Origin of the sequence: Pseudoalteromonas sp. OFAV1 (genome assembly GCF_021532595.1) — a bacterium.
Classification (GTDB): Bacteria; Pseudomonadota; Gammaproteobacteria; order Enterobacterales; family Alteromonadaceae; genus Pseudoalteromonas; species Pseudoalteromonas lipolytica_C.
In genome coordinates, this window is the sequence record NZ_JAKGBG010000015.1 from 76111 (window position 1) to 101864 (window position 25754).

16 protein-coding genes and 2 pseudogenes are annotated in these 25754 nt (G+C 43.4%); 7 read left to right on the top strand and 11 right to left on the bottom strand.

The window, feature by feature from the left end; all coding sequences use genetic code 11:
* Window positions 1–403: 403 nt before the first annotated feature.
* Window positions 404–2554 (bottom strand): TonB-dependent receptor family protein, encoded by a 2151-nt coding sequence (locus L1267_RS10695; protein ID WP_235382792.1) that lies wholly within the window; start codon window positions 2552–2554, stop codon window positions 404–406.
* A gap of 652 nt (window positions 2555–3206) precedes the next feature.
* Window positions 3207–4052 (bottom strand): LysR family transcriptional regulator, encoded by an 846-nt coding sequence (locus L1267_RS10700; RefSeq protein ID WP_054560757.1) that lies wholly within the window; start codon window positions 4050–4052, stop codon window positions 3207–3209.
* 124 nt (window positions 4053–4176) lie between these two features.
* Here L1267_RS10700 and L1267_RS10705 point away from each other — a divergent pair, with 124 nt between their 5' ends.
* The 4 genes from L1267_RS10705 to gcvP all read left to right on the top strand — a co-directional run bounded on the left by L1267_RS10705 (window position 4177) and on the right by gcvP (window position 9605).
* The gene (locus L1267_RS10705) at window positions 4177–4776 is read left to right on the top strand and encodes a hypothetical protein (RefSeq protein WP_054560756.1); all 600 of its coding nucleotides are present in this window, start codon (window positions 4177–4179) and stop codon (window positions 4774–4776) included.
* Between the two features lie 180 nt (window positions 4777–4956).
* Window positions 4957–6039, top strand: coding sequence for a glycine cleavage system aminomethyltransferase GcvT (gene gcvT / locus L1267_RS10710; protein WP_199526747.1), 1083 nt, complete (start codon window positions 4957–4959; stop codon window positions 6037–6039).
* Window positions 6040–6127: 88 nt separating this feature from the next.
* Complete coding sequence (gene gcvH, locus L1267_RS10715) at window positions 6128–6517, top strand: glycine cleavage system protein GcvH (protein ID WP_062570365.1); 390 nt, start codon at window positions 6128–6130, stop codon at window positions 6515–6517.
* Window positions 6518–6716: 199 nt separating this feature from the next.
* Window positions 6717–9605, top strand: a complete 2889-nt coding sequence (gene gcvP, locus L1267_RS10720) for an aminomethyl-transferring glycine dehydrogenase (protein WP_235382793.1) — start codon at window positions 6717–6719, stop codon at window positions 9603–9605.
* Window positions 9606–9764: 159 nt separating this feature from the next.
* Here gcvP and L1267_RS10725 read toward each other — a convergent pair whose 3' ends face one another.
* The 8 genes and pseudogenes from L1267_RS10725 to L1267_RS10760 form a co-directional block, all read right to left on the bottom strand.
* A complete protein-coding gene (locus L1267_RS10725) occupies window positions 9765–10622 on the bottom strand; it encodes a hypothetical protein (protein ID WP_235382794.1) in 858 nt (285 codons plus the stop codon).
* Window positions 10619–12370 (bottom strand): AAA family ATPase, encoded by a 1752-nt coding sequence (locus tag L1267_RS10730; protein WP_235382795.1) that lies wholly within the window; start codon window positions 12368–12370, stop codon window positions 10619–10621. Before L1267_RS10730 ends, L1267_RS10725 begins: the two co-directional genes overlap by 4 nt.
* Before the next feature lie 11 nt (window positions 12371–12381).
* Window positions 12382–13599: a restriction endonuclease subunit S gene (locus L1267_RS10735; RefSeq protein ID WP_328247510.1), complete on the bottom strand. Its 1218-nt coding sequence runs from the start codon at window positions 13597–13599 to the stop codon at window positions 12382–12384.
* Window positions 13600–13623: 24 nt separating this feature from the next.
* A pseudogene (locus L1267_RS10740) lies at window positions 13624–14331 on the bottom strand (restriction endonuclease subunit S); the annotation flags it as partial.
* A complete protein-coding gene (locus L1267_RS10745; RefSeq protein ID WP_235382796.1) occupies window positions 14331–16136 on the bottom strand; it encodes a class I SAM-dependent DNA methyltransferase in 1806 nt (601 codons plus the stop codon). The pseudogene L1267_RS10740 and the gene L1267_RS10745, both read right to left, overlap by 1 nt.
* Before the next feature lie 31 nt (window positions 16137–16167).
* Window positions 16168–18600 (bottom strand): EcoAI/FtnUII family type I restriction enzme subunit R, encoded by a 2433-nt coding sequence (hsdR, locus tag L1267_RS10750; RefSeq protein ID WP_235382797.1) that lies wholly within the window; start codon window positions 18598–18600, stop codon window positions 16168–16170.
* A 17-nt stretch (window positions 18601–18617) separates the two neighbouring features.
* The gene (locus L1267_RS10755; protein WP_235382798.1) at window positions 18618–19532 is read right to left on the bottom strand and encodes a restriction endonuclease; all 915 of its coding nucleotides are present in this window, start codon (window positions 19530–19532) and stop codon (window positions 18618–18620) included.
* Between the two features lie 13 nt (window positions 19533–19545).
* Window positions 19546–19730 (bottom strand): annotated as a pseudogene (locus tag L1267_RS10760) (helix-turn-helix domain-containing protein).
* A 380-nt stretch (window positions 19731–20110) separates the two neighbouring features.
* Here L1267_RS10760 and L1267_RS10765 point away from each other — a divergent pair.
* Complete coding sequence (locus tag L1267_RS10765; protein ID WP_167658077.1) at window positions 20111–21700, top strand: Na/Pi cotransporter family protein; 1590 nt, start codon at window positions 20111–20113, stop codon at window positions 21698–21700.
* A gap of 230 nt (window positions 21701–21930) precedes the next feature.
* On the opposite strand, the gene L1267_RS10770 is transcribed toward L1267_RS10765, so the two are convergent.
* Window positions 21931–22620 (bottom strand): alpha/beta fold hydrolase, encoded by a 690-nt coding sequence (locus L1267_RS10770; protein ID WP_235382799.1) that lies wholly within the window; start codon window positions 22618–22620, stop codon window positions 21931–21933.
* A gap of 359 nt (window positions 22621–22979) precedes the next feature.
* Here L1267_RS10770 and L1267_RS10775 point away from each other — a divergent pair, with 359 nt between their 5' ends.
* Complete coding sequence (locus tag L1267_RS10775; protein ID WP_235382800.1) at window positions 22980–23846, top strand: hypothetical protein; 867 nt, start codon at window positions 22980–22982, stop codon at window positions 23844–23846.
* A gap of 8 nt (window positions 23847–23854) precedes the next feature.
* Entirely contained in the window at window positions 23855–24937 is a 1083-nt protein-coding gene (locus tag L1267_RS10780; RefSeq protein WP_235382801.1) for a DUF4785 family protein, read from the top strand.
* The last annotated feature ends 817 nt before the right edge of the window (window positions 24938–25754 follow it).

Genomic DNA, 25754 nt, shown 5'->3' on the forward strand with positions numbered 1-25754 from the left:
ATTGAAATGCTTATCCGTAGGCGTGAAATTTATTTCACGCGATGCTTATTTAACCACAAAAGCAACACGTAGGTCGGGCTTTAGCCCGTCAATGTTAGCGGTTATGTGTCGCCATAAATGACGACTTACAGTGCTTGATTCATTAGCTCGTAGGTTGGGAAGAGCGGAGCGAAACCCAACGTTTCACTATTTTTTGCACAAAGAGAAAACAATGAGAAGAGAATGAGAAAGACCATAAAGTTATGTAGTTTTTCCTCTAAAGCGCAGCGCCTCTTATCCTCTTTGTGAGCATCCATTGAATTACGCGATATAAAATCGCGGCTACAATCTCGCTAACTCTCACCCACAAAAAAGCCGTGGGATTTTCATCACACGGCTTTTGATATTTCGCTAAGTCGTTTTATTAGAACGAGTAGCTGTAACCTAGTTGTAGGGTACGTGGTTTACCCGGTTGAATACCGCCGTTTGCACGGTTTGCAACGTAGGTTTTGTCAAACAGGTTGTCTACTGTTAAGTATACTTTTTGTTTGTCGTCGATTAGGTATTTAGCAGCTAAATCCCATACAACGCGGCTGTCGATTGCATTGCGACCTGAGCTAGTTAAGTCTGCGTGTGCATCAGATACATAACGCATTTGCGTATCGAATACAAAGCTTGAGAACTCAGCACCCACTGAAAGCGCTAATTGGTTTTCAGGCACGTATGGCATTGCATCGCCTTTTTCTACGCTACCCCAAAGATCTGATTCAAACGCGTTGTCGAACTCAGAATCCGTGTAAGTGTAAGTTAAGCGAACAGGGAACGAAGCTGCATTAGCAGCAAATACTTTACCTGCACTTAGCTCAAAGCCAGACACAGATACTTCACCGTAGTTGTATTGATCGCCAATGTTGTCATCGCTACAACCTACAGCCGCAGTACAGTTACCGTGCATGTTTGTGTAGTCAGAGTTAAAGTAAATTACTTCACCTTGAATACCCGCGTAATCGTAACGACCACCTAGCTCAATGTTAACACTCTCTTCTTCTTCTTGATCTGCGTTACCCGGTGCCGCTGGAGCGTAACCTTTTTGAATACCAGCAAGAAGCGTTAGGTTATCGCTTACAGTATAAGTAGCACCTAGTGATGGAACTAAGATCTCTGTGTCGTTGCTGATGTCTTTTGTTAGGCCATTTTCACGGTTTGGATCAGACTTAGCCCATTCAACACGTTTGATTGTGATGTCTTCGTAGCGAAGACCTGCGCTAATGACTAATGCATCAAGTGACCACTCATCTTGAATGAATAGGGTCGTCGCTTCGGCGCTGTCTACACGGTTGCTATCAGAACCCGGCACGCCTTTTTCAGTTAGCGTCATTGATAGGTCTTGATTAAGCGTGTATTTGTCTTGCCATTGGAAGCGATCCATTTCATCTTCGTGGTAACGCGCACCAACAGTGATGTAGTGGCTACCTGCAGGGATATGGAATTCAGTTTGTAAGCCTTTCGCTTGGTAATCACGGTTGTTTGCTTTTACTGCAACGCCTTCAATACCTTCGCTCGTTGGATTTGCTTCAAACTCGCTGTATTGCTCAAGGTTACTTGTGCCTACTTTGCTTGCTTTATACCAGTTACGGTGGAAGTCATTTAGGTAAGCAGTAGCAAGTAACTCGTAACCTTTACCGAAGCGGTATGCATAGTTGATTTGGTATGCATTGTGTTGTGTGTTCATTTCATCGTTTTGCGATGCTGCATAACGACGGTAAGGGTTTTCTTGGTAATCAACGTCAGTTAAGCCCATGTACGTTTCGTCAGAGCGCTCGTCTGAGTACTTTAACTTCATTTCTAGGCTGTGTGCTTCGTTATCACCAAAGTCAAAGCCAAACTTTAATAAGAAATCGTTCTTTTCGAAGCCTGTGTTGTCGCTACCTACAGGTAAATCTTTAAAGCCATCTGCACCGTAAGTAAATACTTCTACAAGGCCCGCAGCATTGTTTTTCTTTTTACCGAAGTAAGCATGACCTTTGTAGAAACCGTCGCTACCAAGCTCGGCGTTAAGTAAACCTTTAGACCCTTCAGTTGGTAAGCTACGAGAAACTAAGTTTAAAACACCGCCTGTTGTACGTGGGCCATACTTAACAGAAGCTGCACCTTTAAGTACTTCGATTGACTCCATACGACCCATAGTAGGGAAGTAGTAAGCAGAAGGCGCTGAGTAAGGTGCTGGTGCTACAAGTACACCATCTTCCATTACTGAGATTTTGTCGTTACGACCCGTACCCGTACCACGCATACCGATGTTAGGACGAAGGCCATAGCCGTCTTCTTCTTGTACATATACACCAGGTACAGCACTTAAAACACGAGAGATATCAGTATATTCAAACTTTTCTAGTTCTTGCTCATCAATAAAAGTAGCAGAGCCAGGAATATCGTTAATTGCAGATGCAGAGCCAATTACAGTGATTTGCTCGAAGTTTTTCTCTTCTTTAGTTACATCTTTTGCAAAAGCATTAGCGCTTAAAGATAAAGCGACCGCAGTCGAAAGCGTAGAAACAATAAACTTAGGTGTCATTGTGTGTCCTGTGTATGTTTAGATTTTTTTAACCGGCGCAATTAAAACATGTAAAATAATGCGAATCAATCCTATTTGTAATAAAACAGGTATGAACTGTAAGTTTATGAATTAAATCACTTATAAGAAATACAGTAGTATTGTATTACGATATCGGGTTTGGGTTGGTGTTAAGTAAAACTTAATAGGCGGAGCGAAACACAACGTCTCGAGTCGTCTGCTATCAGATTCAAAAGTTAGCGAGTTAGAAAGAGTAAAGGAGAAAGAAGCTATAACCTTTAGTTAGATTGTGCCTGCGCATAGTTAAATTGAAATGCTCACCTGTAGGCGTGAAATTTATTTCGCGCGATGCTTATCTAAACCACAGAAACAAGATGTAGGTCGGGCTTTAGCCCGTCAATTTTAACTATTATGTGTCGCCATAAATGACGACTTACATTGCTTGATTCATTAGCTCGTAGGTTGGGAAGAGCGGAGCGAAACCCAACGTTTCACTATTTTTTGCACAAAGAGAAAATAATGAGAAGTGAATGAGCAACTCAATAAAACTATTAGTTACTTTCCTCTAAAGCGTAGCGTCTCTTTTCCTCTTTGTGAGTATTCATTGAATTACGAGATATAAAATCGTTTTTACAATTTTGAAAACTCACACCTACGTCAAACGTAAGGCGATAAATTCGGCGAGTTTATCTACGGCGGTGCCGGGGTCGTCGGTGCGTTTAATTAAACTAATACCGATTTGACCAAGCTCGGGGAGGTCTTTGGTTTGCAGTTGGTAGTTAAGCTCATTTGGCACGGTACTTTTTGCCAGCACTGTAATGCCTAAGCCTTCTTTTAACGCCGCAGTTAGGCCGGTTAAGTCGGCATTACTGTAGGCAATGCGGTATTTAATACCCGCACTTTGTAGTGCCTCGATTGCGCGGCGGCGATAAATACATCCCTCAGGGGCGGTTACAAGCGTTACTACATCATTTTGTGCAAGGTTTAAATCACCCACCCATACGAGTTGGTCTTGCATAAAAATAGGGAACTTAGCTGATTCTAGCTCTTCGTTTAATGCCAGCACTAAATCGAATTGATCTTGGCGCGAGACCGACAACAAATGTTTACTCAATCGAGAACGCACTTCGAGTGATACGTCAGGGTAGAGGGCCACGAAGTCACCAATAATTGAAGGTAAAATACGTGCAGCAAATTCACTGGGGATCCCCAAGCGCACTTTACCGGTCACGTTTTCACTGGTGAACTGCTGCAAAATAGCATCGTTTTGTTGCAGCATTTGCTTTGCTAGTGGCATAAGCAATTCGCCATACTGATTAAGCACTTGGCGCTGACCTTGCTTTTTAAACAGCTTATGGCCCAGCATGTCTTCAAGGCGCTTTATTTGTAAGCTCACAGCCGGTTGCGATAGCCCCAATAATTCACCTGCTTTGGCAAATCCGCCAACTTCAACAACAGTGACTAAAGTACGTAAACTATCGGTAGAAATGTTTTTCATTAAAAAATTCTATTTATAGGGCTGTATATATAAGCATTATTTATCAATTGATAAATAATTACAATTTGTTGTTGCTAGCACGGCGCAATATACTTCAGCCATTAATGATTGATAGGTGTCACATATGACTTTTACGCCAATAATGTTTGCTCGCCACAGCCAAGCTGAGACCCCAGCAGACAACGTGCTACAAGCTAATAGCGATACTGCCATTATGGATTTTAGTGGCACTGAAGCAATCCCATTTTTAACGGCTATTTTAGGTCTTGATATTAATAAGCTAACCGCTAGTGGTTTAGGCTTACGTAGTTCATTAGACGATGACCTAACAAGCAGCTACGCTTATGCCCTGTATTACTTTAACGAAACTGCATTTCGTTTTGTATTAGGTAAAGATGCCAGCGTGCAATTACAGTCGCTTATTAATGAGCAACAACTACGTTACGACATTGATTATGTAATGCGTGACGATTTAAGCGCGCTAACCCTAAGTGGTGAGCAAGCGTTTGATGCTTTGGTCGATAGCTTTAAGCTAACGCCGGGACTGCGTTTATCAGACATGCGCAGCTGCTATGGTGCACAAAGTGGTGAGGTATTTATTACCGCCATAGATAACCAAGCAACACAGCAATTTCAGCTGGTGGCGCGCCAAGCAGAGCTTGATAAATGGCAAACGCACTTACAGCAGCTTGGCTTTGATTTAGCCTTAGCCAACGTTGCTTAAAACATAAAATTTTTAAAACAGCTACGCACTTGGGTGTTTAGCTGTTTTTTAGTTACAAAATCGCAATTTGGGTGTGACAACTGTGCAACTAATGTATAATCGCCGCCCATGTTATTCCCCCTCATTAAATTGAGGCCACGCCCCACAACTTGTGGGTTAATTTAAAAGTGAAGGAATATTATGACTTCTAAAACAGTTTTACATGCTAAGCACCTTGAAGCTGGCGCAAAAATGGTTGATTTTCACGGCTGGGAAATGCCAATCAACTACGGTTCACAAATCGAAGAGCATAATGCGGTTCGCACAGATGCAGGTATGTTTGACGTATCTCACATGACAATTGTTGATGTTCAAGGCGATCAAGCGCAAGCGTTCTTACGTAAGCTAGTGGCAAACGACGTTGCTAAGTTAACTGTACCGGGTAAAGCACTTTACACAGGTATGCTTAACGAAGAAGGCGGCGTAATCGACGACCTTATCATCTATTTCTTCTCAGAAACGAACTACCGTTTAGTTGTTAACTCAGCAACACGTGAAAAAGATTTAGCGCATTTAGCTAAAGTTTCGGCTGATTTCGCCGTAACGGTTACTGAGCGTCCTGAGTTTGCAATGATTGCCGTTCAAGGCCCTAACGCACGTGCTAAAACAGCAACAGTACTTAACGCAGAGCAACAAGCTGCTGTTGAAGGTATGAAGCCTTTCTTTGGTGTGCAAGCAGGTGATTTATTTATTGCGACAACAGGCTATACTGGCGAAGATGGTTATGAAATCGTAGTACCTAACGATCAAGCTGCTGATTTATGGCAACAACTTCTAGACGCAGGCGTAGCGCCAGCGGGTCTAGGTGCACGTGATACGTTACGTCTTGAAGCAGGTATGAACCTTTACGGCCTAGATATGGACGAAAGTGTTTCTCCACTTGCTGCAAACATGGCGTGGACAATCGCATGGGAGCCAGAAGATCGTAAGTTTATCGGTCGTGAAGTATTAGAACAGCAACGCGCTGACAAAAGCACAGACAAACTAGTTGGTTTAGTGCTTGAAGAAAAAGGCGTATTGCGTAGCGGTTTAAAAGTCATCGTTGAAGGTGGTGAAGGGGTGATTACCTCTGGTACATTCTCACCAACTCTTGGTCACAGTGTTGCGCTAGCACGCGTTCCGCGTTCAACTGGCGAAACAGCCCAAGTAGAGATGCGTAAAAAACTGGTTAACGTTAAGGTTGTTAAACCTTGCTTTGTACGTAACGGCAAATCAGTTATCTAAACTATAAAAAATTTGGTGTTATCACCTAATAATGCCAATCATGTTGAGTTGTTAGCATGATTGGTAACAGAACCAAAGGAACAAAAAGATGAGCAATATCCCAAGCGAATTAAAATATGCTACTTCACACGAGTGGGTTCGCGACGAAGGTGACGGTACGTTTACTGTAGGTATCACTGAGCACGCACAAGAACTTCTTGGCGACATGGTATTCGTTGAATTACCAGAAGTTGGTGATGAAGTTGACGCGGGTGAAGACTGCGCAGTAGCTGAGTCTGTAAAAGCAGCATCAGACATCTACGCACCAATCGGCGGTGAAATCGTTGCAATCAACGAAGATCTTGAAGATTCGCCTGAAACAGTAAATAACGACCCATACACTGACGGTTGGTTATTCCGTATCAAAGCATCTGACACATCAGAGCTTGATAACCTGTTAGACGCTGAAGGCTACGCTAACACAATCGACGAAGACTAATTAATTAGTCACGCCGACTAAAAGCCCCGTCTAGATCCCCAGCTAATAAAATACGTAGCTTGGGTTTCACAGGGGCTTTTATGATTTTATAGCTTACCTTTCCATACGCTGTAAGTTACTAAATCAACACGTTTTTAAGTTATTGCCAGTTACCCATTGGCAGTAACCACTTTTTTTTGGATCATAGGAATCTGGACAAATGTCAAACGCCAAATCTCTTGAACAATTAGAGCAAAAGCAAGATTTTATTCGCCGTCACATTGGGCCAAGCCCAGCGCAAGTAAGCGACATGCTGAGCGCTCTTGGAGTATCGAGTGTTGAAGAGCTGATCGGTCAAACGGTACCTGCAAGCATTCGCTTAGAGCAAGGTTTATCAATTGGCGAAAGCCGCACTGAAGTTGAAACACTAAGCTACTTAAAATCAGTAGCAAGCAAAAATAAAGTGTTCAAATCATACATCGGTCAAGGCTACCACCCAACTCACGTACCACACGTAATTTTACGTAACGTACTTGAGAATCCAGGCTGGTACACTGCGTATACACCATACCAACCAGAGATTGCACAAGGTCGTTTAGAATCATTATTAAACTTCCAGACTATGACCCTAGACCTAACAGGTCTTGATTTAGCAAGCGCGTCATTACTTGACGAGTCAACGGCTGCAGCAGAAGCAATGGGCCTTGCAAAGCGTGTTGCTAAGTCTAAAGCAAATGCATTCTTCATCGCTGATGACGTGCACACACAAACAATCGACGTTGTTGCAACACGTGCAGAGCAGTTCGGCTTTGACGTTATCGTTGGTAAAGCAGCTGAAGCACTAGACCACGATATTTTTGGTGCGTTATTCCAATACCCATCAACAACGGGTGAAATCACTGACGTAACCGATTTAATCGCTGGCGTACAAAGCAAAAAAGCGATTGCCTGTGTTGCTGCAGACATCATGAGCTTATTACTGCTTAAAGCACCAGGTAAGCTAGGTGCAGACGTAGTGCTTGGTTCAGCACAGCGTTTTGGTGTACCTATGGGTTACGGTGGTCCACACGCTGCATTCTTCGCAACACGCGACAAGTACAAGCGTTCACTACCTGGTCGTATTATCGGTGTTTCTAAAGACCGTTTAGGTAACGACGCACTACGTATGGCAATGCAAACACGTGAACAACACATTCGTCGTGAAAAAGCCAACTCAAACATCTGTACAGCGCAAGTATTACTAGCGAACATGGCAGCGTTCTACGCGGTTTACCACGGTCCACAAGGCCTTAAAACTATCGCTGAGCGTATCCACCGTTTTGCAGACATCTTAGCGGCAGGCTTAAAATCAAAAGGCTTAAACCTTAAGCACGATACATGGTTTGATACGCTAACTGTTGTTGCAGATAACAAAGACGAAATCGTTGCACGTGCAGTAGCAAACGGCGTTAACTTTGCGTCTAACCGCGCAGGTGAATACTCAATTTCTGTATCAGAAACAACAACTCGTGCAGACGTAGCTGAGTTATTCGACATCATCTTAGGTGAAGATCACGGCCTAAGCGTTGACGCACTAGCAAACGAAATCGAAGTAAACGGCAGCAACTCAATTCCTGCAAGCCTAGTACGCGATGACGAAATTTTAACGCACCCTAACTTCAACTCGTACCACAGCGAGACTGAAATGTTGCGTTACATCAAGCGCCTAGAGAACAAAGACTTAGCGCTTAACCACTCAATGATCTCATTAGGTTCATGTACGATGAAACTTAATGCGACAGCTGAGATGATCCCAATCACTTGGCCTGAGTTTGCAAACCTACACCCATTCTGCCCACTTGATCAGGCAGCGGGTTACCAAATCATGATGACAGAACTACATGATTGGTTAGTAAACATCACAGGTTACGATGCAGTTTCACTACAACCTAACTCAGGTGCACAAGGTGAATACGCAGGCTTAATCGCGATTCGTAAATACCACGAGTCACGCGGTGAAGGTCACCGTAACGTATGTTTGATCCCAAGTTCAGCGCACGGTACAAACCCAGCGTCTGCACAAATGGCAAGCATGAAAATCGTGGTTGTTGACTGTGATAAAAACGGTAACGTTGATATGGCAGACCTTAAAGCGAAAGCCGAAGAGGTATCTGAAAACCTATCTTGTATCATGATCACTTACCCATCTACACACGGTGTTTACGAAGAAACAATTCGTGAAATCTGTGACATCGTGCACCAGCACGGCGGTCAAGTGTACATGGACGGCGCAAACATGAACGCGCAAGTAGGTGTTACAAGCCCAGGTTCAATCGGTTCTGACGTATCGCACCTTAACCTACACAAAACATTCTGTATTCCACACGGTGGTGGTGGTCCAGGTGTTGGCCCAATCGGTGTTAAATCTCACCTAGCGCCATTTATGCCTAACCACAGCGTAATTAATGTTGCTGGCACAAATATCGGTAACGGTGCGGTTTCTGCTGCCCCTTACGGCTCAGCGGCTATTTTACCAATCTCGTGGGCATACATTGCCATGATGGGCTCTGAAGGCTTAAAACAAGCAACAGAAATGGCTATCGTGAACGCTAACTACTTATCTGAGAAGCTAAGCGAGCACTACCCAATTTTATACCGTGGCCGTAACAACCGCGTTGCGCACGAGTGTATTGTTGACCTACGCCCACTTAAAGAACAAACAGGCATCTCTGAAATGGACGTAGCTAAACGTTTACAAGACTACGGCTTCCATTCACCAACTATGTCATTCCCAGTAGCTGGCACACTAATGATTGAGCCAACTGAGTCTGAGTCTAAAGTTGAGATCGACCGTTTCATCGAAGCAATGGTGTCAATCAAGTCAGAAATCGACCGTATCGCATCTGGCGAATGGTCAATTGAAAACAACCCGCTAGTGTTTGCACCGCACACACAAGCAGACGTACTAGGCAATGAGTGGGATCGTGCATACGACCGTTTCTACGCAGCATTCCCAGTACCAAGCGTAGCAAAAGACAAATTCTGGCCTACAGTAACCCGTATCGATGACGTATACGGCGACCGTAACCTAGTTTGTTCATGCCCAGCGGTTGAGACATACCGTGACTAAGGTTTGATTGTCGAGCTCGAATAAAGATTGCAACTATCGGAATTAAGTTTGCAACTCAAATAAAGTTTGCAACCGATAGTTGAATCTTGAGGTTAGTAAAAATTGAAAAAGCGAACCAGTTGGTTCGCTTTTTTTTATATTTATTAATGTAGTTAATATTTAGGCTACCAGCCTTGAAAGCTGTGGGTCGTTGCGAAGTAACAAGCACCAGCGAGCAACAGACGAAAGTTCTGCACTAGGGTTAGTCATTTCCCTTATTCGCGCACGCACCTCTGTCAGCTTTGCTTTGGCTGCCGGATTGTTGCCAGCTACACACCGCGTTTTTGCTGTCTGAAAATCCTCAATCAGACCGTCAACTTTCTGCCAGACTTTTCGGCGGGCTTCTGCCAGCGGGGCGTGCTCATTGAGTTTAAGCCGCTTTACGGTCTCTACTACTCGTTGTTGCTCCCACGCAGAGGTACCAGGTGCAGGGATGACCTTGCCTTCCTCATCGAAAGCAATGAGAGATACGTCATCGTCGTCAATGGGGTCAAGTAAATAACGGGCTTCGGATTCTTCGCACGGTGCAGCATACGTCGATAGCAATGAGCCGGTCTGTAATGGAAACCAGCCGCCTTTTTTGCGGTTACCCACATTGCCGCAAACTCGAAAATTCATATAATCGAAGGCTAACCACCAGTAGCCATCACGCTTGGTACCATCAAGAGCTTTGGCTTCTTTTTTTGGACGAAAATGCTCAACGTCGTAATGGGAGTAAAGTTCTCGTACTTCTGAGAACCAACACTTGCCGCCAGAGAGCGCTAGTAACCATTCCTTTAAAGCCCCCCAGTGAGCACTATTGGCATCAATCAAAGCATTGCGTTGTTCATGTTGGCCAGTGGTCTCAAGAGCAGCTAACTCGCCAACGAGGCGATTGGATTTATCTACCCATGTATCCCATTGCACTTGCGTCCATGGTGCCCAGCCAGGGATGTTAGTGTCTGTTGGTTTCTTATGTTCGAGGTCGATAAAAATCATTCGCTCGCTTCCTCGCGCAAAATTTCATCGATGATGTCATTGGCAATGCGATCTTGTTCGGCTTGTTCTTCTGGCGTTAATAGTGTTTTGCGGAATTTTCGGTGTTGCGCCATTTTACGCACGAACAATGCGTAGTCTGGGTCACGAAAATCAGCAGTTGAAAATCCTAGGTCGGCCAGCTCGGCAGAAAGGCGAGAAAGCTCCGCGTTTTCTTCAGGGGTTCGAGGAGATTTTACAAATAACTCATTGCGGCGGAACAAGCGTCGTTCGGTTTCAGCATCGAGTGTCGATGATAGGCCAAACAATTCGCTTTTCAATAAACCTGTTACTCCCATACCTTGAGGGTGTTCATCCGGTTGCTCAACAAGAGTTTTAGCGCCATTATTTTTGATTATATGAACTTGCTCTCTCTTAAGCGAACCAACCATCATAGGATCGTGAGTGGTGATGAGAATCTGCGATTCACTTTTTGATTTTGAGTCTTCCTCAGTTGTTAACACTCCCTCAATGTCGTCGAAGTAACGAAGCTTCCAAATAGGATTTAAATGTGTATCTGGTTCATCAAGTAAGAATAAACATTGATCTTCACGGGTAATCCGCATAAGGCCTAGAACCGTCAGCATCTGTAGTTCACCCTCTGACAGTTGTGTAAAACTCACTTTCCCACCGTGTTCATCGCGTTTCTTGACGGTAATCCTTACTTCATCAATCAAATCGCCAATGTAAGCACCTTCTGCATAACGGAAAAAGCTATCTGGGCTGCCAACCAACTCACCTAGTTCCTTTAGTTTGTGTTTGTCAGGTACAAATAAATAAAGTTGTTTTTGCTTTTCTGTACGACCACGAAAATCAATCTGCTTAGTTGCCTCTTGTTCAATCGGTGCCCATGAGACTTGCCAGAGTTTATCAAGGAATTCACTGACCACATTACCTCGGGCATACCAGAAGCGAGGATCGCCTTCATTGAGTTCATTTTCATCGAATTTCCTATTTCGGCGTTTTTCACGCAAACGGTGAGGCTCTTTGAGAACGAAAAGGGCTGACTCTAAGGACTCAATATGTAAGTTATCCAAAACCTTCTTAAAAACAGGATCATCAGATAGTAGGCACGCCAATAAAACCAATTGGCTATGGCCGCCACGACAGTAAAATAGGCGACGAAGTCGATCATCACCAGCTTTATTAAGTCTCGCTTCTCGACGACGCTTGGCTTCTTCAATTGCTCGGATATCAGCATCACTGGCGGTGAAATTTTCAAGCAAGTGCTCTGGTAAAACTTCATCAGCTGTAATTTCTTGTCGAAGATTAAAGCGACGCTGATGCTCTTGAAAAAGTTTTTCAATACGCTCGTTACGTCCAGAGTAATAAGCGAATATATGTGAAGGCAGTAATTCACGGTTTTTTAGAAGAAAGCCCTGTGATTCACTGTTGCCATTTACCCAGACAAAAGGTCTTTTTTGCTTAGCAGTATCAGCTTTGATTCGTATTATGTTTCCCCGAATTTCGTACTCGAATGTGTAATCAAATGCCGCCTCACGGTCGAGATCTATGTCACGAAAGAGCGTAATTAACGCTTCAATTAAATTAGATTTACCTGTACCGTTCTGTCCAATTAACGCATGGCTTCGAATACGCTTAGACTCCTCAGATTTGCCGGTACTTGAATTATGTGATAATTCAATGGCAAAGCTCATTTCTGCATCTCGTAAGTTGCGAAAATGAGGCATGGCTAAATAACGTAACTGCATAACAAATCCTTTTATTCTTCTATTTTTTCTAGCATTTCAGCCTTTTCTGGTTCAAGTATCCAGCCATGAGCGACTTCGACTTTTAATTGCGCGTAAAAGGCGTCAATTTCGCCACCAAAACGCTGCCATAAATCTTTCGCGCTCATCTCGCCACTATGGCGGGCGAGAATGGTGGCCAGCGGGGCTTGGGCTTTGATATCAGGCGGCGTGCCTAAACGCACGGGTGCCACCAGTTTTGTTTGTGGGGCTTTCATAGGTTCCTCTTCTTGTTCGATGGCGATTCCGGTGATAGAAGCGACTGAGGCAGCCGCGAGCGACGTTGCAACCTTACCTGCATTATTTAATGACTTCTCTAAGTCATCACAAATGGTCATCAACTGCTCTATCCGGTCGACGATACGTTGCTGCTCTGGGATTGGTGGAATTGGCAGTAGAAGCTGCTTCAGCTTTGCTGCCTTGATGCCCTTTGCGGTCATCCCAGTAGAGTTTTTCTCAAGCAGGTTTTGATATGTTGGCGACATCATGAAGTACATTGCACATTTTGTGTTTAGATCGGCGAACGGTTGAAAATTAATCACACGTTGTGCCAAAGCAAAGCTCGGCTCTTGTTCAATTAATGCAACATTTCCAAGAGGCGCTTCAGTCGTAAAAAGTAAGTCTCCTGTTTTCGGGAACCCGCGAGTCATCCACTCTTTGTATGATTTCTCTGAAATGTATTCGACCGGCTCCTTATTCAATCGCCGAGGTCGCACGTTTTTAGCAGTAACTAGAACCACTCCGCTTTCTGTTTTTGGCGGTGTTTTTCCGCGGTAGTCGATAAACTGAAATAAATCTTCAAGGGCGACCTTTGTCCAATGGTCTGCGATCTCTAGTTCTAGTTGGTGAACGTCAGTGGCTGAAGCTTTCTTCCGCTTCATTTCACCTGAACTTAACCGTTCTTGCTTACGACGATTATTGCGTTCTAAGAAGGCATCAACAGCCTCATCGGCAGGTGATGCTTCGCTAAGGTAACCGGTAATGGCAAGATCTAGAACAGCTGACCTTAGCGCTTCCACATCCTCCGGCGCGGAAAACAGATGGCCAAAGTTAGCTTGCAGGCGTAGCCAGCTGTCTTGCAGCTCATGTGGGCTTTGGCTGACGGCGACGGCTTGCAAGGTGGATTGGCGCAGGTGGTTTTGCAAGGTGCGGCGTTTTTGTTGCTGTGCTTCTAGCTGATCGCATAAAGCCATTAGCTCATCAACTTTTGCGACAATGCGAGATTGTTCTTCGGTTGGCGGCAATCCAATTCGAGTCGCTATGATTTTCGCTTTTGAAATGTTGGGTTGGGCGCCACCAGCACCTAACCCTATAAAGAATCTTTTAAGTGCCTTTAGCGTTATCAAAAGGAATCTATTGTTCAACCCCTTTTAAGGAGTACAAGCACATACAGCCTGATTTGTAGTACTTTCTACTTCTATGATGGAAGTTTGGCCAATATTTGCACCATACATCGCGATCAATACATCGCCAGGCGAGTTTAACCGTAAGGAGCATTCCTTTAGAGCCAAATCAGAAACATGTTCTTCCGCGACAGAAATTAGGTCAGCCTTTAGCTCGCCTGATTTGAACCAAGGTATTGTCCCACCGTAATACATGGAATTACTTCTTGATGGTGTTGACCCTGCTCCCCAATCGCCTAACTCGCCTAAATCAGCTACTACCCAGTTTGATGGGATTTTGCTTTCAGATATATGTTGCCTATTAATTGTTTTCTTTTTAGATGCTGCTCTTTTCTTGGGGGCGTTTTTTGAAGCGTGGTTTCTCATTTTCTCTATTATTAAATGAGCTTCAAAGTCACTTTCAATTTGTGGGACAACTTTTCCTGTGATGGCTAGATGCAACACAAGCTCCCGCAAGCGCGCCATGCCCCCAGGCGCATTGGCAATATGGCCAAACTCGGCCAAAAATTGATTCGAGTCCATCAGGCCTCCTCGTCACTAAAGTGATGGGACAGTGCAGCAGACAATTCGCTTTTAAGCTGGTTTTCAGTTTCTTCAATTTCACCTAACAACTTTTTGTATTTCACCAGCAGTTCGTCAGGATCGTGAGTTTCTTCTTCCGGTGCATTGGGGTTTTTTAAATCCAAGTTATAAATCGGCCAGTAAAGACGATCGCCAGTGGCTTGTGCATCACGCGCTTTTAAGCGTAGTCCTTCACTTTTTGTTTTTAAAACTTCGATGTCATCTTCTACGCTTTGGCGCTGGGTTTTGTCGCTGACGCCTTTAATCGAATCACGCAAATCACGGATGCGATTATCCAAAACGCTTGCTTGGTTATTTAAGCTTTCGGCATTCGCCCAATGAGGCGCAGCGGCGGCTTCAGCTTGTTCACGTTTGCTTTTGAAATCGACTTTCCAGGCGAATTCGTTTTCTTCACGGCTAGCAAAGTCATCACTTTCGTCGCCCCACCAATCCTGCTCAGGTTTAAATTCTTCCAAGCGGATAGGTTTGGTTTTGCTGTAGCTTTTGTAGCCCAGTGGGTAAGGGTGTTCGTAAAACCAGATGGAGTCGGTGTGAAAATGTTCGCTGCCGTCGTCTACCCGCGCGCCTTTTGTAAAAAACAACAGGTTGGTTTTAATGGTGGTGTAAGGGGCGAACACGCCTTTGGGCAGACGAATGATGGTGTGTAGTTTGCACTCTTGCAGCAGCAGTTTTTTAAGTGTGCCTTTAATGCCGTCACCAAATAAAAAGCCATCGGGTAGCACCACAGCGGCACGGCCATTTTCTTTTAATAGCTTTTTGATGATCAACGCCATAAACATATCGGCGGTTTCGCGGGTCTTCAAATCCGCTGGGTAGTCGCTGCCTACACCGTCGTCTTCATAGCCACCAAATGGAGGGTTGGTGATGATGCAATCGACCTTTTGGTTTGCACTCCATTCGTTCCAGCCAATGCCTAGAGTGTTTTTGTGTTCGATCTGACTGGGTATATCTATGCCATGCAGAAGCATATTGGTGGTGCACAGTAGGTGCGGCAGCTGTTTTTTCTCGATGCCGCGAATGAGGTCTTCAATAGCGCGTTTGTCTTCGGTGCTGGATTTGTTAGTTATTTGATTGCGCAGGTGATCAATCGCTGCGGTTAAGAAGCCACCAGTTCCACAGGCTGGGTCCATGACGCTATCGCGTTTATCGAGGCGTGGGTTGACACGATCTGCCATAAAGGCGGTGATGGCGCGCGGGGTATAAAATTCACCGGCGTTACCTGCACCGCGCAGATCGTTAAGTAGTTGCTCGTACACATCGCCAATATTGGCACGGGTTTTAAAGTCGTGAAAGTTAATGGCTTCTTCGAGCTTTTCGATTACCGCCAATAATTGAGTGCCAGATTTCATATAGTTGTTGGCGTCTTCAAAGACACCACGAATCACTTTGTGGAGGGCAACTGAAGTTGCATTATCTTTCTCTGCATCGAACACAGGTATTTCCAGCTCTTTTAATGCAGGGAACAGTTGATTGTTCACAAAGCCAATGATGTCGCTAGCGGCTTTTTGTGGGGCTTTTTTACCATCTACACCTGGAACATAAGCTGCCCAGCTTCGCCAGCGGAGCGCCTCTGGTAAAGGCGATTTATAGCTTGTGTCATCGTCTTCCCATTCTTCTTCGCGTTGATCGAATACTTTTAAAAACAGCATCCAAGTTAATTGGCCGAGTCGCTGTGCATCACCATCAACACCATCATCTTTTCGCATGATGTCTTGAATACTTTTAATTGTGCTACTTAAGTTCATTTATTTTCTAATCTCAATCTTTACATGATGACTATGCAGTTAAATCATCTTTATATAATTCGGTTTCTAATTCTTTAATAGCGTTTTGATATTGGTCTACACCGCCAAAAATACCGCGTCGAATCTGGGTTTTACTACCTAACTGATCAAAAGGTGGCAGCTCTAATACTTTAGGGTTTTCAATGTCTTGAACGCCATGTTCAGCAAACTTTTCAACCAACCCTTCAAGTACAGCTTTGGCTTGTTCGCCATATTTCCCAAATACATCACGTTTTTTAACGTTGTCTGCTCGTTCTTTGCGGGTTAAAGGCTTCTGGTTAAACGCTACATGTGCTACTAAGTCGAATACATCTAGCTCTTCACCGTTGGGAATAGCTTGTTGAAGTAATTCTAACTTGATACCTTGCTCTGCCAATTCATCGATTATGGCTTGTTTTTTATCGCTTTCGTTCCAGCGTTTTAAAAAGATATTAAGTGTACCAAAACTCTCTTGTAATGACTGTTCAATTTGGTCTTTTAACAAGACTCTATAATCTTCAGTGATGAGTTTACCATCCGCGTCAAGATACTGAGAGCGCTCTGCGGCTAGGCCAACATCCACATCATCTAAATAAAATTTCTTTTTGGGTTCTCGGATCTCAGAGGGATCTTCTGGCTGTGGCGGCGAATTGTCATCTAGCAGCGTTGAATCACCAGGCGCAATACCTTCTTCAGTTTCTTCTGGCGGAACTACTGGATCATCTTCATTAGGTTCATAAATAATGACGGGTTCACCATCAAAATCAGGATCTGAAAATAGGCGAGTAGCACCCTTGAAGTCCATAATGGTGAAGTAGAGTTTGTTATAGTCTTCTCTTAACCGAGTTCCTCTGCCGATGATCTGCTTGAACTCAGTCATTGAGTTTATGTTTTGGTCTAGAACAATCAGTTTACAGGTTTTAGCATCAACACCAGTTGTTAGTAACTTTGAGGTAGTTGCTATCACTGGGAAAGGTTCGTCGTTATCAATAAAGTAAGATAATTGAGCCTTTCCTTCGTTATCATCGCCAGTAATTCTCATAACGTAGCGGCGATTATTTGCAGCGGCAGGTATAAGTTTGACCAACTCTTGGCGTATTCTTTCAGCGTGATCTTGTTCGTCACAAAACACGATAGTTTTTGCCATTGGATCGGTATTTTCTAAGTATTCCCATACTTTTTTCGCGACGAAACGCGTGCGCTTTTCTAGAATCAGATTTCGGTCGAAGTCTTTAGTATTGTATTGGCGTTGCTCCACTTCTTGGCCGTATTTATCCGTTTTTCCCTTTTCGGGGGTGTAGCCAAGGGCATCAACGTTTGTTGCTATACGAACAACCTTATAAGGTGCTAGAAAGCCATCTTCTATCCCCTGTTTTAGCGAATAGGTGTAAATGGGCTCGCCGAAATACTTGATATTAAATTCAGGATTTATAATTTCGCCATTAACAGGCTTTTTCTCTTTTGGTGTAGCCGTCAAGCCTATGTGTGTAGCGCTTTCGAAATATTTAAGAATGTCATGCCACGCAGAGTCCTCTTTTGCACTGCCGCGATGACACTCATCAATCACAACTAAATCGAAAAAGTCAGCAGGGAATTGACGATAAATCTGCTTCCATTCTTCTTTACCGGTAACTGCTTGGTAAAGAGCAAGGTATATTTCGTAATTCTTCTTTGCTTCTCGATTGGTAACTTTATGCATCACCTCGCCGAATGGTGCAAAGTCTTGTTGCATTGTCTGGTCAACCAAGATGTTGCGATCTGCCAAGAATAAGATTCGCTTCTTCGTTTTTGATTTCCATAGTCGCCAAATAATTTGAAACGCGGTATATGTTTTACCTGTTCCGGTCGCCATAACAAGAAGGATTCTATTTTGCCCTTTGGCAATCGCTTCGATTGTTCTGTTGATGGCAACACGCTGATAGTACCTAGGTTCTTTCCCACTCCCATCACTGTAATAGGGTTGAGAAATTATCGATTCAGATGACTCTGTTGTTAAGCCTTTCCACTGTTGATAAATTGGCCATAACGACTGTAACGTTGGAAATTCGTCGAGACTTAACTCTCTTTCTACAGGTGATGTAAGACCTGTTCTGTCATGAAAAAGAAATCCATCGCCATTGCTGCTTATAGCGAATGGAATATCTAGCATCTCCGCATAGCTAAGAGCTTGTTGCATCCCATGTCCAATGGATAGTGAATTCTTTTTAGCTTCAATTACGGCGATTGGAAGATTAGGCTTTGCATATAGGATGTAATCTGCTCTCTTAGGGCCACCTTTTTTTTCGGGGTTTTTAACGCGGGCTGCCAGTCGACCTTTAACCATCACACGACCATCAGTAAGTTTTACTTCTTCTCGAAATTGACTTTGTTTCCAATCCGCCTTTTCAATTGCAGGTGTTATATATTTGGTACAAATATCTCTTTCTGATAGTGCTTTTTTATCCATGATGGCGCCTCAATCCTTTATCCTTCGAAGAATTCTTCGTCTATTTTTTTCAGGTGCAATACCTGTTCGTCACGGCTGCCGATGTTGTATCGCAGCATGAGCTTCGCTAATTCAGTGCCGTTGATAAGTACAATGCGAGTACCTAAATTTTGTGCTGTCTCGATGGCTGATGCGGTGAACTCAGAAGTAGTAATAAAAATACCTTTCTGCGCTTTTTTAAGATTTAGCGCTCCAAAGAAGTCTCGGATGTCACCAGCACTTACCTTATTGCCTTCGGCATAACGTTTGGCTTGGATGTAGATTTGATCAACACCCAGTGGGTCTTGGTCTATAACGCCATCTACGCCATTGTCGCCTGTTTTACCTAGCGCATGTGCTGCACCTTCGCCTGTTCCGCCGTAGCCCATGGCGACGAGTAGCTCAATTAATAGGTCTTCAAAAAAAGCAGGGGAGACTTTGCGGGTTCTATCGAGAATATCTTGCGCTAGAGCATCGTTAATCTTTTTGTAGGCAGCTCTTAGCGCTTCATCAGGGGTAATGTCTTTGTCTGACTCTAAATCAATGCTAGGGGCATCTGATTCATTTGTCTTTTGCTTAAATGCGACAAATTCATCAAATTGCTTGAGATAGTCATTATTAATTTTAACACTCGGATCTTGCAACGCTGATATACCACGAGCGGTGATCACAAAATGTGCGCGTCGTGTGGTTTCAAGCAAGCCTGCTTTGGTTAGGTAAGTCCTAGCCCAACCAACACGGTTATCAAGAATAGATTGTCTGCCGCTTGGCAGTGTCTCTTCACGTTCAGCTTCAGATAGACAGAACTTATCAGCTAACTGATTTATTACATCGCGCAACCTAACTTCTTTGCCATCAGCTTGATGAGCTATTTCTAGAAAGGGGCGCATGAATTCTTGATAACTAGGGATCATATAACGTCCTTATTTATTCTTTTGGTTGAGGACTCTTTTGTTCTTCAATCCACTTTTCCAAATCTACGCGCTTAAAGCGCCAACTTCCACCCACCTTAAAACCGGGCAATTTACCTTCACTTGCAAGACTATATGCCGTCTTTCATTTAGCTTTAGGTAGGTGGCGATCTCTTGAATGGTCAAACTATCATCGGCCACGTTTAATCTCTGTATTTGAACAAATTGATAGTATGAGAAAATGGAGGAGTAAGCAATTGATCGCGACTGATCTTAATCGGCTTTTTTGCTGGTTTTATGATTTATGAAATAGGAATTAGCTCTTTCTTTTTCCTAACCCTATTACCAACCTAAAACCAACCCTATGCTGTTAGCACCAGCACCAGCACCAGCACCAGCACCAGCACCAGCACCAGCACCTAGCACAGTAGGCGTGAAATTTATTTCCCGCGATGTCTACTCGCAATTCGCTAACTCCCCCCAAAACCAGTTACTTTGTTTTCGATCATTGCGCTATAAGGTGCTCAAATCTATACTTTTTGTATCGATCTTGATTAACAATATCAGCACTTTATAAGCGAATGGAAAATCTGAACATAGCCATGGCTGGGCTAACCGCCATTATCCTTTTTATTTTTGGGCTTGAGAACTTTTCTCGGGAAATTGAAAGTATATCGGGGGAGCGCTTTCGTAAATCGTTAAGTCGCGCGACTAACATTCCTATTTTTGGGGTGCTAATTGGTGCTGTGGTGACGGCCTTTATTCAATCGAGTTCTGCGACGTCGGTTATCACCATAAGCCTGGTTAATGCGGGTGTGTTAACGTTTAAAAATAGTGTCGGTATTATTTTTGGTTCAAATGTGGGCACTACTATAACGGCTCAGCTGGTGGCTTTTAAGCTGACTGTATTTGCTCCTGTGATCATTATTATTGGCTTTTTTCTGTCGCTGACTCGCAATCGCTTTTCTATTTTTGGTAAGGCGATTTTCTATTTCGGTTTTGTGTTTTTTAGCCTTAACCTTATTTCTTCATCACTTGCGCCATTACAAAACAACCCTGCATTAATTGAGATTTTAACGCAGCCGCAAAACCCACTTTTAGCGATTTTAGTGGGCTGTGTATTTACTGCTATGGTGCAGTCGAGTTCGGTGACTACAGGGCTTGCCATTGTTTTTACTCAGCAAGGTATTTTGGGGCTTGAGAACGCGGTACCCATTATTATGGGGGCGAATATTGGTACCACAGCAACTGCAATGATCTCGGTGTTTGGTATGGATATCGCAGCAAAGAAAGCAGCGTTGAGCCACCTGTTGTTTAATGTGGGTGGGGTGCTTTTGTTTCTGCCTTTCATTTTATTGTTTGGTGATAAGTTAAGTGAAATTACGCTTGATCCCGCTGTCGCACTGGCAAACATCCACTTTATTTTTAATGTGGTTGCTAGTTTAGTTTTTATTGTTTTTGTTAACCCTTTTACGCGCTTTGTTGATTTTCTGCTTGGTGAAGGAAAAATGGACTTTGAACGCCTTGAATTGCCCACCTACCAAGAAGACGAAGAGTTTCAGCATGTCGTCGATAAGTTAGAATCAGGTAACCAACAACTGCTTAACTTCTTAAAAGAAAACTATAATCAGGTCACGCTGAGCTTAGAGACCAACTACAAAGGTATTCAAGATACAGCACAAAAACGCTTAGAATATGTCAGCTTTGTTGAGAAGGAATACATCACTTATTTCACTACTATTGTTAGTAAAATCAATGATGAAGAGCAGTCACGAGAGTTAATGCTGCAAATTAACCGTTTTGATTATTTGTTCCAAATTCATGATTCCATCATTGATCTGTTTGAAAGCAAGCGGATTATGAATGAACAATTTATTGAATTAGAGAGCGATATTTTGATTATGATCCGCGAACTTTCGAGTGATACGCTGACCTTGTTCACCCATACCAGCGAGAATTTAGAACAACCTAAAAATGACGAAATAGATAAAGCAGCTAGGTTATTGCAACTGCATCTGAATCAGGCGCAGCGTAAGTTATTAATGCTACTTGCTGATACCAACCGAAAAGATGCCGGTACGCTGACAAATTTCGTCACCTATTCTCAGCGCCTCAAAGATAAACTGCTGAACTTACATAAAATGTATTCACGCAAAAATGCCGAGTTGTAAGTTGGGTAGGGCGGAGCGAAACTCGATAAGTTAGCGAGTTTCGAGGGGAAAGAGGGAGCTATCAGTTTTCATCTATCAGATTGAAAGTTAACGAGTTTCGAGTTGTAGGAGGCGTTTTAACGCCGAACAGGTAACAGCGGGTTTACCCCGTGTTCTTAGATTAAATTGTTCATGGTTAAAACCATTCCTACGCGATATAAAATCGTTGCTACAATATTGCTCACTTGCACCTACTGAATCAAACTCACTTGCTTTACATACGTGTCGGTTTGCAAACCAAAGTGGCCGAGAACATAGGTGTAGGTGGCATTTTCATTCCATAATCGGCTGCTGTGAATGCCGTACACATAGCAAGTGCCAGTTGAGCAGACGATTTGATCAGAGTAGCTCTTTATGGAATACACTTTATCGCCTAATGCTTCTCCATAAATACTATTTAATAATGGACTGCCAACCGATAAGCCATAGGAACCACATGTGTTATTCCACACATTATATGGGTAAACACCACAACTAAGTAGGCCGCGCGCAGCACCTGCAACACCAACAAAGGTATCGACATCTGATGCCATGCCTAGCTTATAAATTTGCTGGGCTGCGAGTGTAACCCCCATTGAATGGCCGATAATATCGATCTTACCTGTGCAAGATTGATTGATTGCAGTAAGAATAGCGTTACGTACGGGTGTTTCTTCACTGCCGTTATGATCGTTGCAACTCGCGCAAGATTTAGAGCCCCAATCTGGGGTGAAAATTTCACTGTCGACATACCCTTTTCGTTTTAATTCGTTGATTGTGTTATTCCAACTTGAAGGGGATGCGGTATTACCATGTACCAGTATAACGTTATCTCTACATGCTGCAAAAGCAGTTGTGCTCATACCTGCGCATAGCGCAATCATCGTCAATAGGCGTTTCATTGTGTGTTCTCCTGTTTAACATTTAATTTACAACGTATGAAATTTAAACAGGGCTGGATATAGTACTTTCGTGCAGCGATACTATTTCGCATTGTGCAATGTATACCGTTTTATTTTGCTAGCACTGTAGGCGTGAAATTTATTTCGCGCGATGAACTTGTTCGGCGTTAAAACGCCTCCTACGACTCGAATCTCGACCCTTTTTTTTCTCCTAAAATCTAATAATTTGTACTTAAAAAACGCACAAAAGTTAAATTATTGTAAATTTACTCTTGCTTTCGTACCTGTTTGGTCTATGTTTTTGGTCGGAGGTCACTCCTCCAACCTGATAGATATAATTACAATCAACAGGAACACACATGAAAATAAAAACACTCTCACTAGTGCCAGCTTTAATGTTGGCAGCGGGTATCAGCCACAGTGCTTTTGCTGCGCAAGGAGTCGCATTTGTGCACGGTACAGGCCAGCAAAGCGATGCGTATAATGACTATTGGACAGGCAGCTTTGTCGACACGGTTCGCCAAGGTTTACCAAACAGTAGTAATTACACGGTCATTAATTGTGATTTTGATCAGTACATGTGGGCAGATGCGGCATCTGGCTGTTTAGCAGGGCAGCTCACTACATTTATCAATAATAAAAACATTACTGATTTAACTCTGATCACCCATTCTAATGGCGGTAATGTGGTGCGTTGGATTTTATCTAACCCAACATGGGATAGCCGTTATCCAAATATTATTAACAAAGTCACGCGTACCATTGCTCTGGCTCCTTCAAGTGGTGGTACGCCGTTGGCAGATGCAGTTATTGCGGGTAATTCGTTCGAGCAAAGTTTAGGTTGGCTTTTAGGCTACGGCAGCGATGCAGTAAAACAACAGCAGGTATCTTGGATGGCGTCGTATAACGCACAGTGGTTGTATGGCACACCAAACCGCCCAAGTTTACCGTCTCGATTCGAGACCGTGGTGGGCAGTGATGTTGAATCAGCGGTATGGGATAGCGACAGCTATTGCGGTGGTTATCAAAATCAAGTGGGCCTTGAAGTAACACAAAACTGGTTAGACAGCTGTTCAGATGGCTTTTTAAATTGCAGTTCTCAGTCGTTAGCTGGGGTGGTGTGGTTTACCGATAAATCACGAACTAAAGGCAGTGAACCTTTAAGTCATCAGCAAAGCCGACGCAACTGCTTTGGTTTGCCAGACATGCTTAAAAATCGAATTTAGGAGCCACTATGATTAATAAGTTAACTACACTTGCAGCCGCAATTATGCTTGTAAGCAACGCAGCACAAGCTAATGAGCAAACGGTTTATCAGTTTCCTCAAGTTCAACCAGCATTGAGCGCTCAACTTGAAACACTAGAGAAAGACAGCGTTGAGTATTGGCAGAAAGTTTCGGGTAAAGAGCTTAAGCGCGGCGTGCCAGTATTTGTAAACCAAGCTGATAACTTTATTCGCATTGCGCCAAAAGCACGTTTTGATAACGGCGAAGTATTTAAGCCCCATGGCCTTCAGCTTGATAAGTTGTCGGTGCGTGATGACAACTTTAGACAAATGCCAATGCAAACTATGGTTGCACAAGAACAAATGGAAAATGCAGGGTTTAGCGATGGCAGCGTTGGATTAAAGCTTGGTCAGGTAAATGGCAAAGCAATGTTAAGAACAAGCCAAGATCTTAACGACAACGACACCTACTTGCTGCATGTGATCGAGAAAGGCTCGAGCAATGCTTTACATGCTAAATCGCAGTTTAAAGTAAAAGATCAGCAACAACGTGTTGCTATGCAGCTAAGTATGGGTAAAAAGCGCTTTAAAGATAGTGATGTGAAGTTAACGCTTTCAAGTCCTGATGGCGAAAAGCTAGATGTACGTTACGAAAATGGTGAAGCCGTATTTAATTACCCGCTTGAAACCTTAGGTGCAATAAATGGTTACTATGAGCTTGAGGCCAACGTAGACACTAAAGTGAATGGTCAAACGGTAAAACGCTCTATAAAAATGCCGTTTGTGCATAGCTCACAAACCATCAGTATGGATAAAGCCAAAGTAACAGCGCTTGGCAATAATAAATACCAAGCCAAGGTACCGGTGCAAGTGACAGACTCAGGTCGCTACGCCATTCGTGCAACCTTAACTGGCAAAGGCGATAAAGGTGAGCGCATCAAACTAGCAACGGTTGAAGTAGCAAAACAGATTGATAGCTATGATAGTTTCACCATGCCTTTTGCGGTCACCAAGGCAGCCAAAGCCCCATATGAGCTGGTGGATATTGAACTTACCGACCAAACGCGAATGTTAAAATTTGCTGGGGAGTAAAGGATAGCTCTTATTGTATGTTGGGTGGAGCGAAGCGAAGCCCAACAAGTTAGCGAGTTACAGGGTAAAGTTTGCGAGATATGCGAGATAAGAGTGTAGGCGTTTTTACGCCGAACCGGTAGCAGCGGGTTTACCCCGCGTAATTTACGGTTTATCTCCGTGTAGCGCGAATCGGCTCGGTGAACTCTATGGTTCAATTTATTTTTGATGCACAGAGAGAAGAGAATGAGTAACCCACAAAACCACCAAATTTGTTTTTAATAATCCCTCTAAAGCGCAGCGCCTCTTATCCTCTTTGTGACTATTATTTTTAAATGCTGTTTTTCTCTGTGTAGCGTGAAGCGGCTCGGTGCACTCCTTGGTTCAATTTGTTTTTTCACAAAGAGAAGAGAATGAGAAGTGAATGAGATATACCAAAAGAGTATTTTATTTTTCCTCTAAAGCGCAGCGCCTCTTATCCTCTATGTGACTATTATTTTTAAATCCTGTTTATCTCTGTGTAGCGCGAAGCGCCTCGGTGAACTCTGTGGTTCAATTTGTTTTTGCACAGAGAGAAGAGAATGAGTAACCCACAAAACCACCAAATTTGTTTTTAATAATCCCTCTAAAGCGCAGCGTCTCTTATCCTCTTTGTGAATATTATTTTTTAAATGCTGTTTTTCTCAGTGTAGCGCGAAGCGCCTCGGTGTACTTATATGGACTCCCCGTTTTTTGTCAACGGAGTATTTATTAAATAAAGATTAGATGCTGGCTTATATACGGACTCTATTTGGGGAGCTACCCCTGGTCACTTTAATGTATTCGCCCCTTTATGACT

What these genes read in the sequence shown, in the direction of transcription:
- hsdR (WP_235382797.1), bottom strand. Translation starts at nt 18,600, where the DNA reads ATGGATAAAAAAGCACTATCAGAAAGAGATATTTGTACCAAATATATA.
- L1267_RS10730 (WP_235382795.1), bottom strand. Translation starts at nt 12,370, where the DNA reads ATGCAGTTACGTTATTTAGCCATGCCTCATTTTCGCAACTTACGAGAT.
- L1267_RS10775 (WP_235382800.1), top strand. Translation starts at nt 22,980, where the DNA reads ATGAAAATAAAAACACTCTCACTAGTGCCAGCTTTAATGTTGGCAGCG.
- L1267_RS10705 (WP_054560756.1), top strand. Translation starts at nt 4,177, where the DNA reads ATGACTTTTACGCCAATAATGTTTGCTCGCCACAGCCAAGCTGAGACC.
- L1267_RS10770 (WP_235382799.1), bottom strand. Translation starts at nt 22,620, where the DNA reads ATGAAACGCCTATTGACGATGATTGCGCTATGCGCAGGTATGAGCACA.
- L1267_RS10780 (WP_235382801.1), top strand. Translation starts at nt 23,855, where the DNA reads ATGATTAATAAGTTAACTACACTTGCAGCCGCAATTATGCTTGTAAGC.
- L1267_RS10765 (WP_167658077.1), top strand. Translation starts at nt 20,111, where the DNA reads ATGGAAAATCTGAACATAGCCATGGCTGGGCTAACCGCCATTATCCTT.
- L1267_RS10695 (WP_235382792.1), bottom strand. Translation starts at nt 2,554, where the DNA reads ATGACACCTAAGTTTATTGTTTCTACGCTTTCGACTGCGGTCGCTTTA.
- L1267_RS10745 (WP_235382796.1), bottom strand. Translation starts at nt 16,136, where the DNA reads ATGAACTTAAGTAGCACAATTAAAAGTATTCAAGACATCATGCGAAAA.
- gcvT (WP_199526747.1), top strand. Translation starts at nt 4,957, where the DNA reads ATGACTTCTAAAACAGTTTTACATGCTAAGCACCTTGAAGCTGGCGCA.
- L1267_RS10725 (WP_235382794.1), bottom strand. Translation starts at nt 10,622, where the DNA reads ATGATTTTTATCGACCTCGAACATAAGAAACCAACAGACACTAACATC.
- L1267_RS10735 (WP_328247510.1), bottom strand. Translation starts at nt 13,599, where the DNA reads ATGGCTTTATGCGATCAGCTAGAAGCACAGCAACAAAAACGCCGCACC.
- L1267_RS10755 (WP_235382798.1), bottom strand. Translation starts at nt 19,532, where the DNA reads ATGATCCCTAGTTATCAAGAATTCATGCGCCCCTTTCTAGAAATAGCT.
- gcvH (WP_062570365.1), top strand. Translation starts at nt 6,128, where the DNA reads ATGAGCAATATCCCAAGCGAATTAAAATATGCTACTTCACACGAGTGG.
- gcvP (WP_235382793.1), top strand. Translation starts at nt 6,717, where the DNA reads ATGTCAAACGCCAAATCTCTTGAACAATTAGAGCAAAAGCAAGATTTT.
- L1267_RS10700 (WP_054560757.1), bottom strand. Translation starts at nt 4,052, where the DNA reads ATGAAAAACATTTCTACCGATAGTTTACGTACTTTAGTCACTGTTGTT.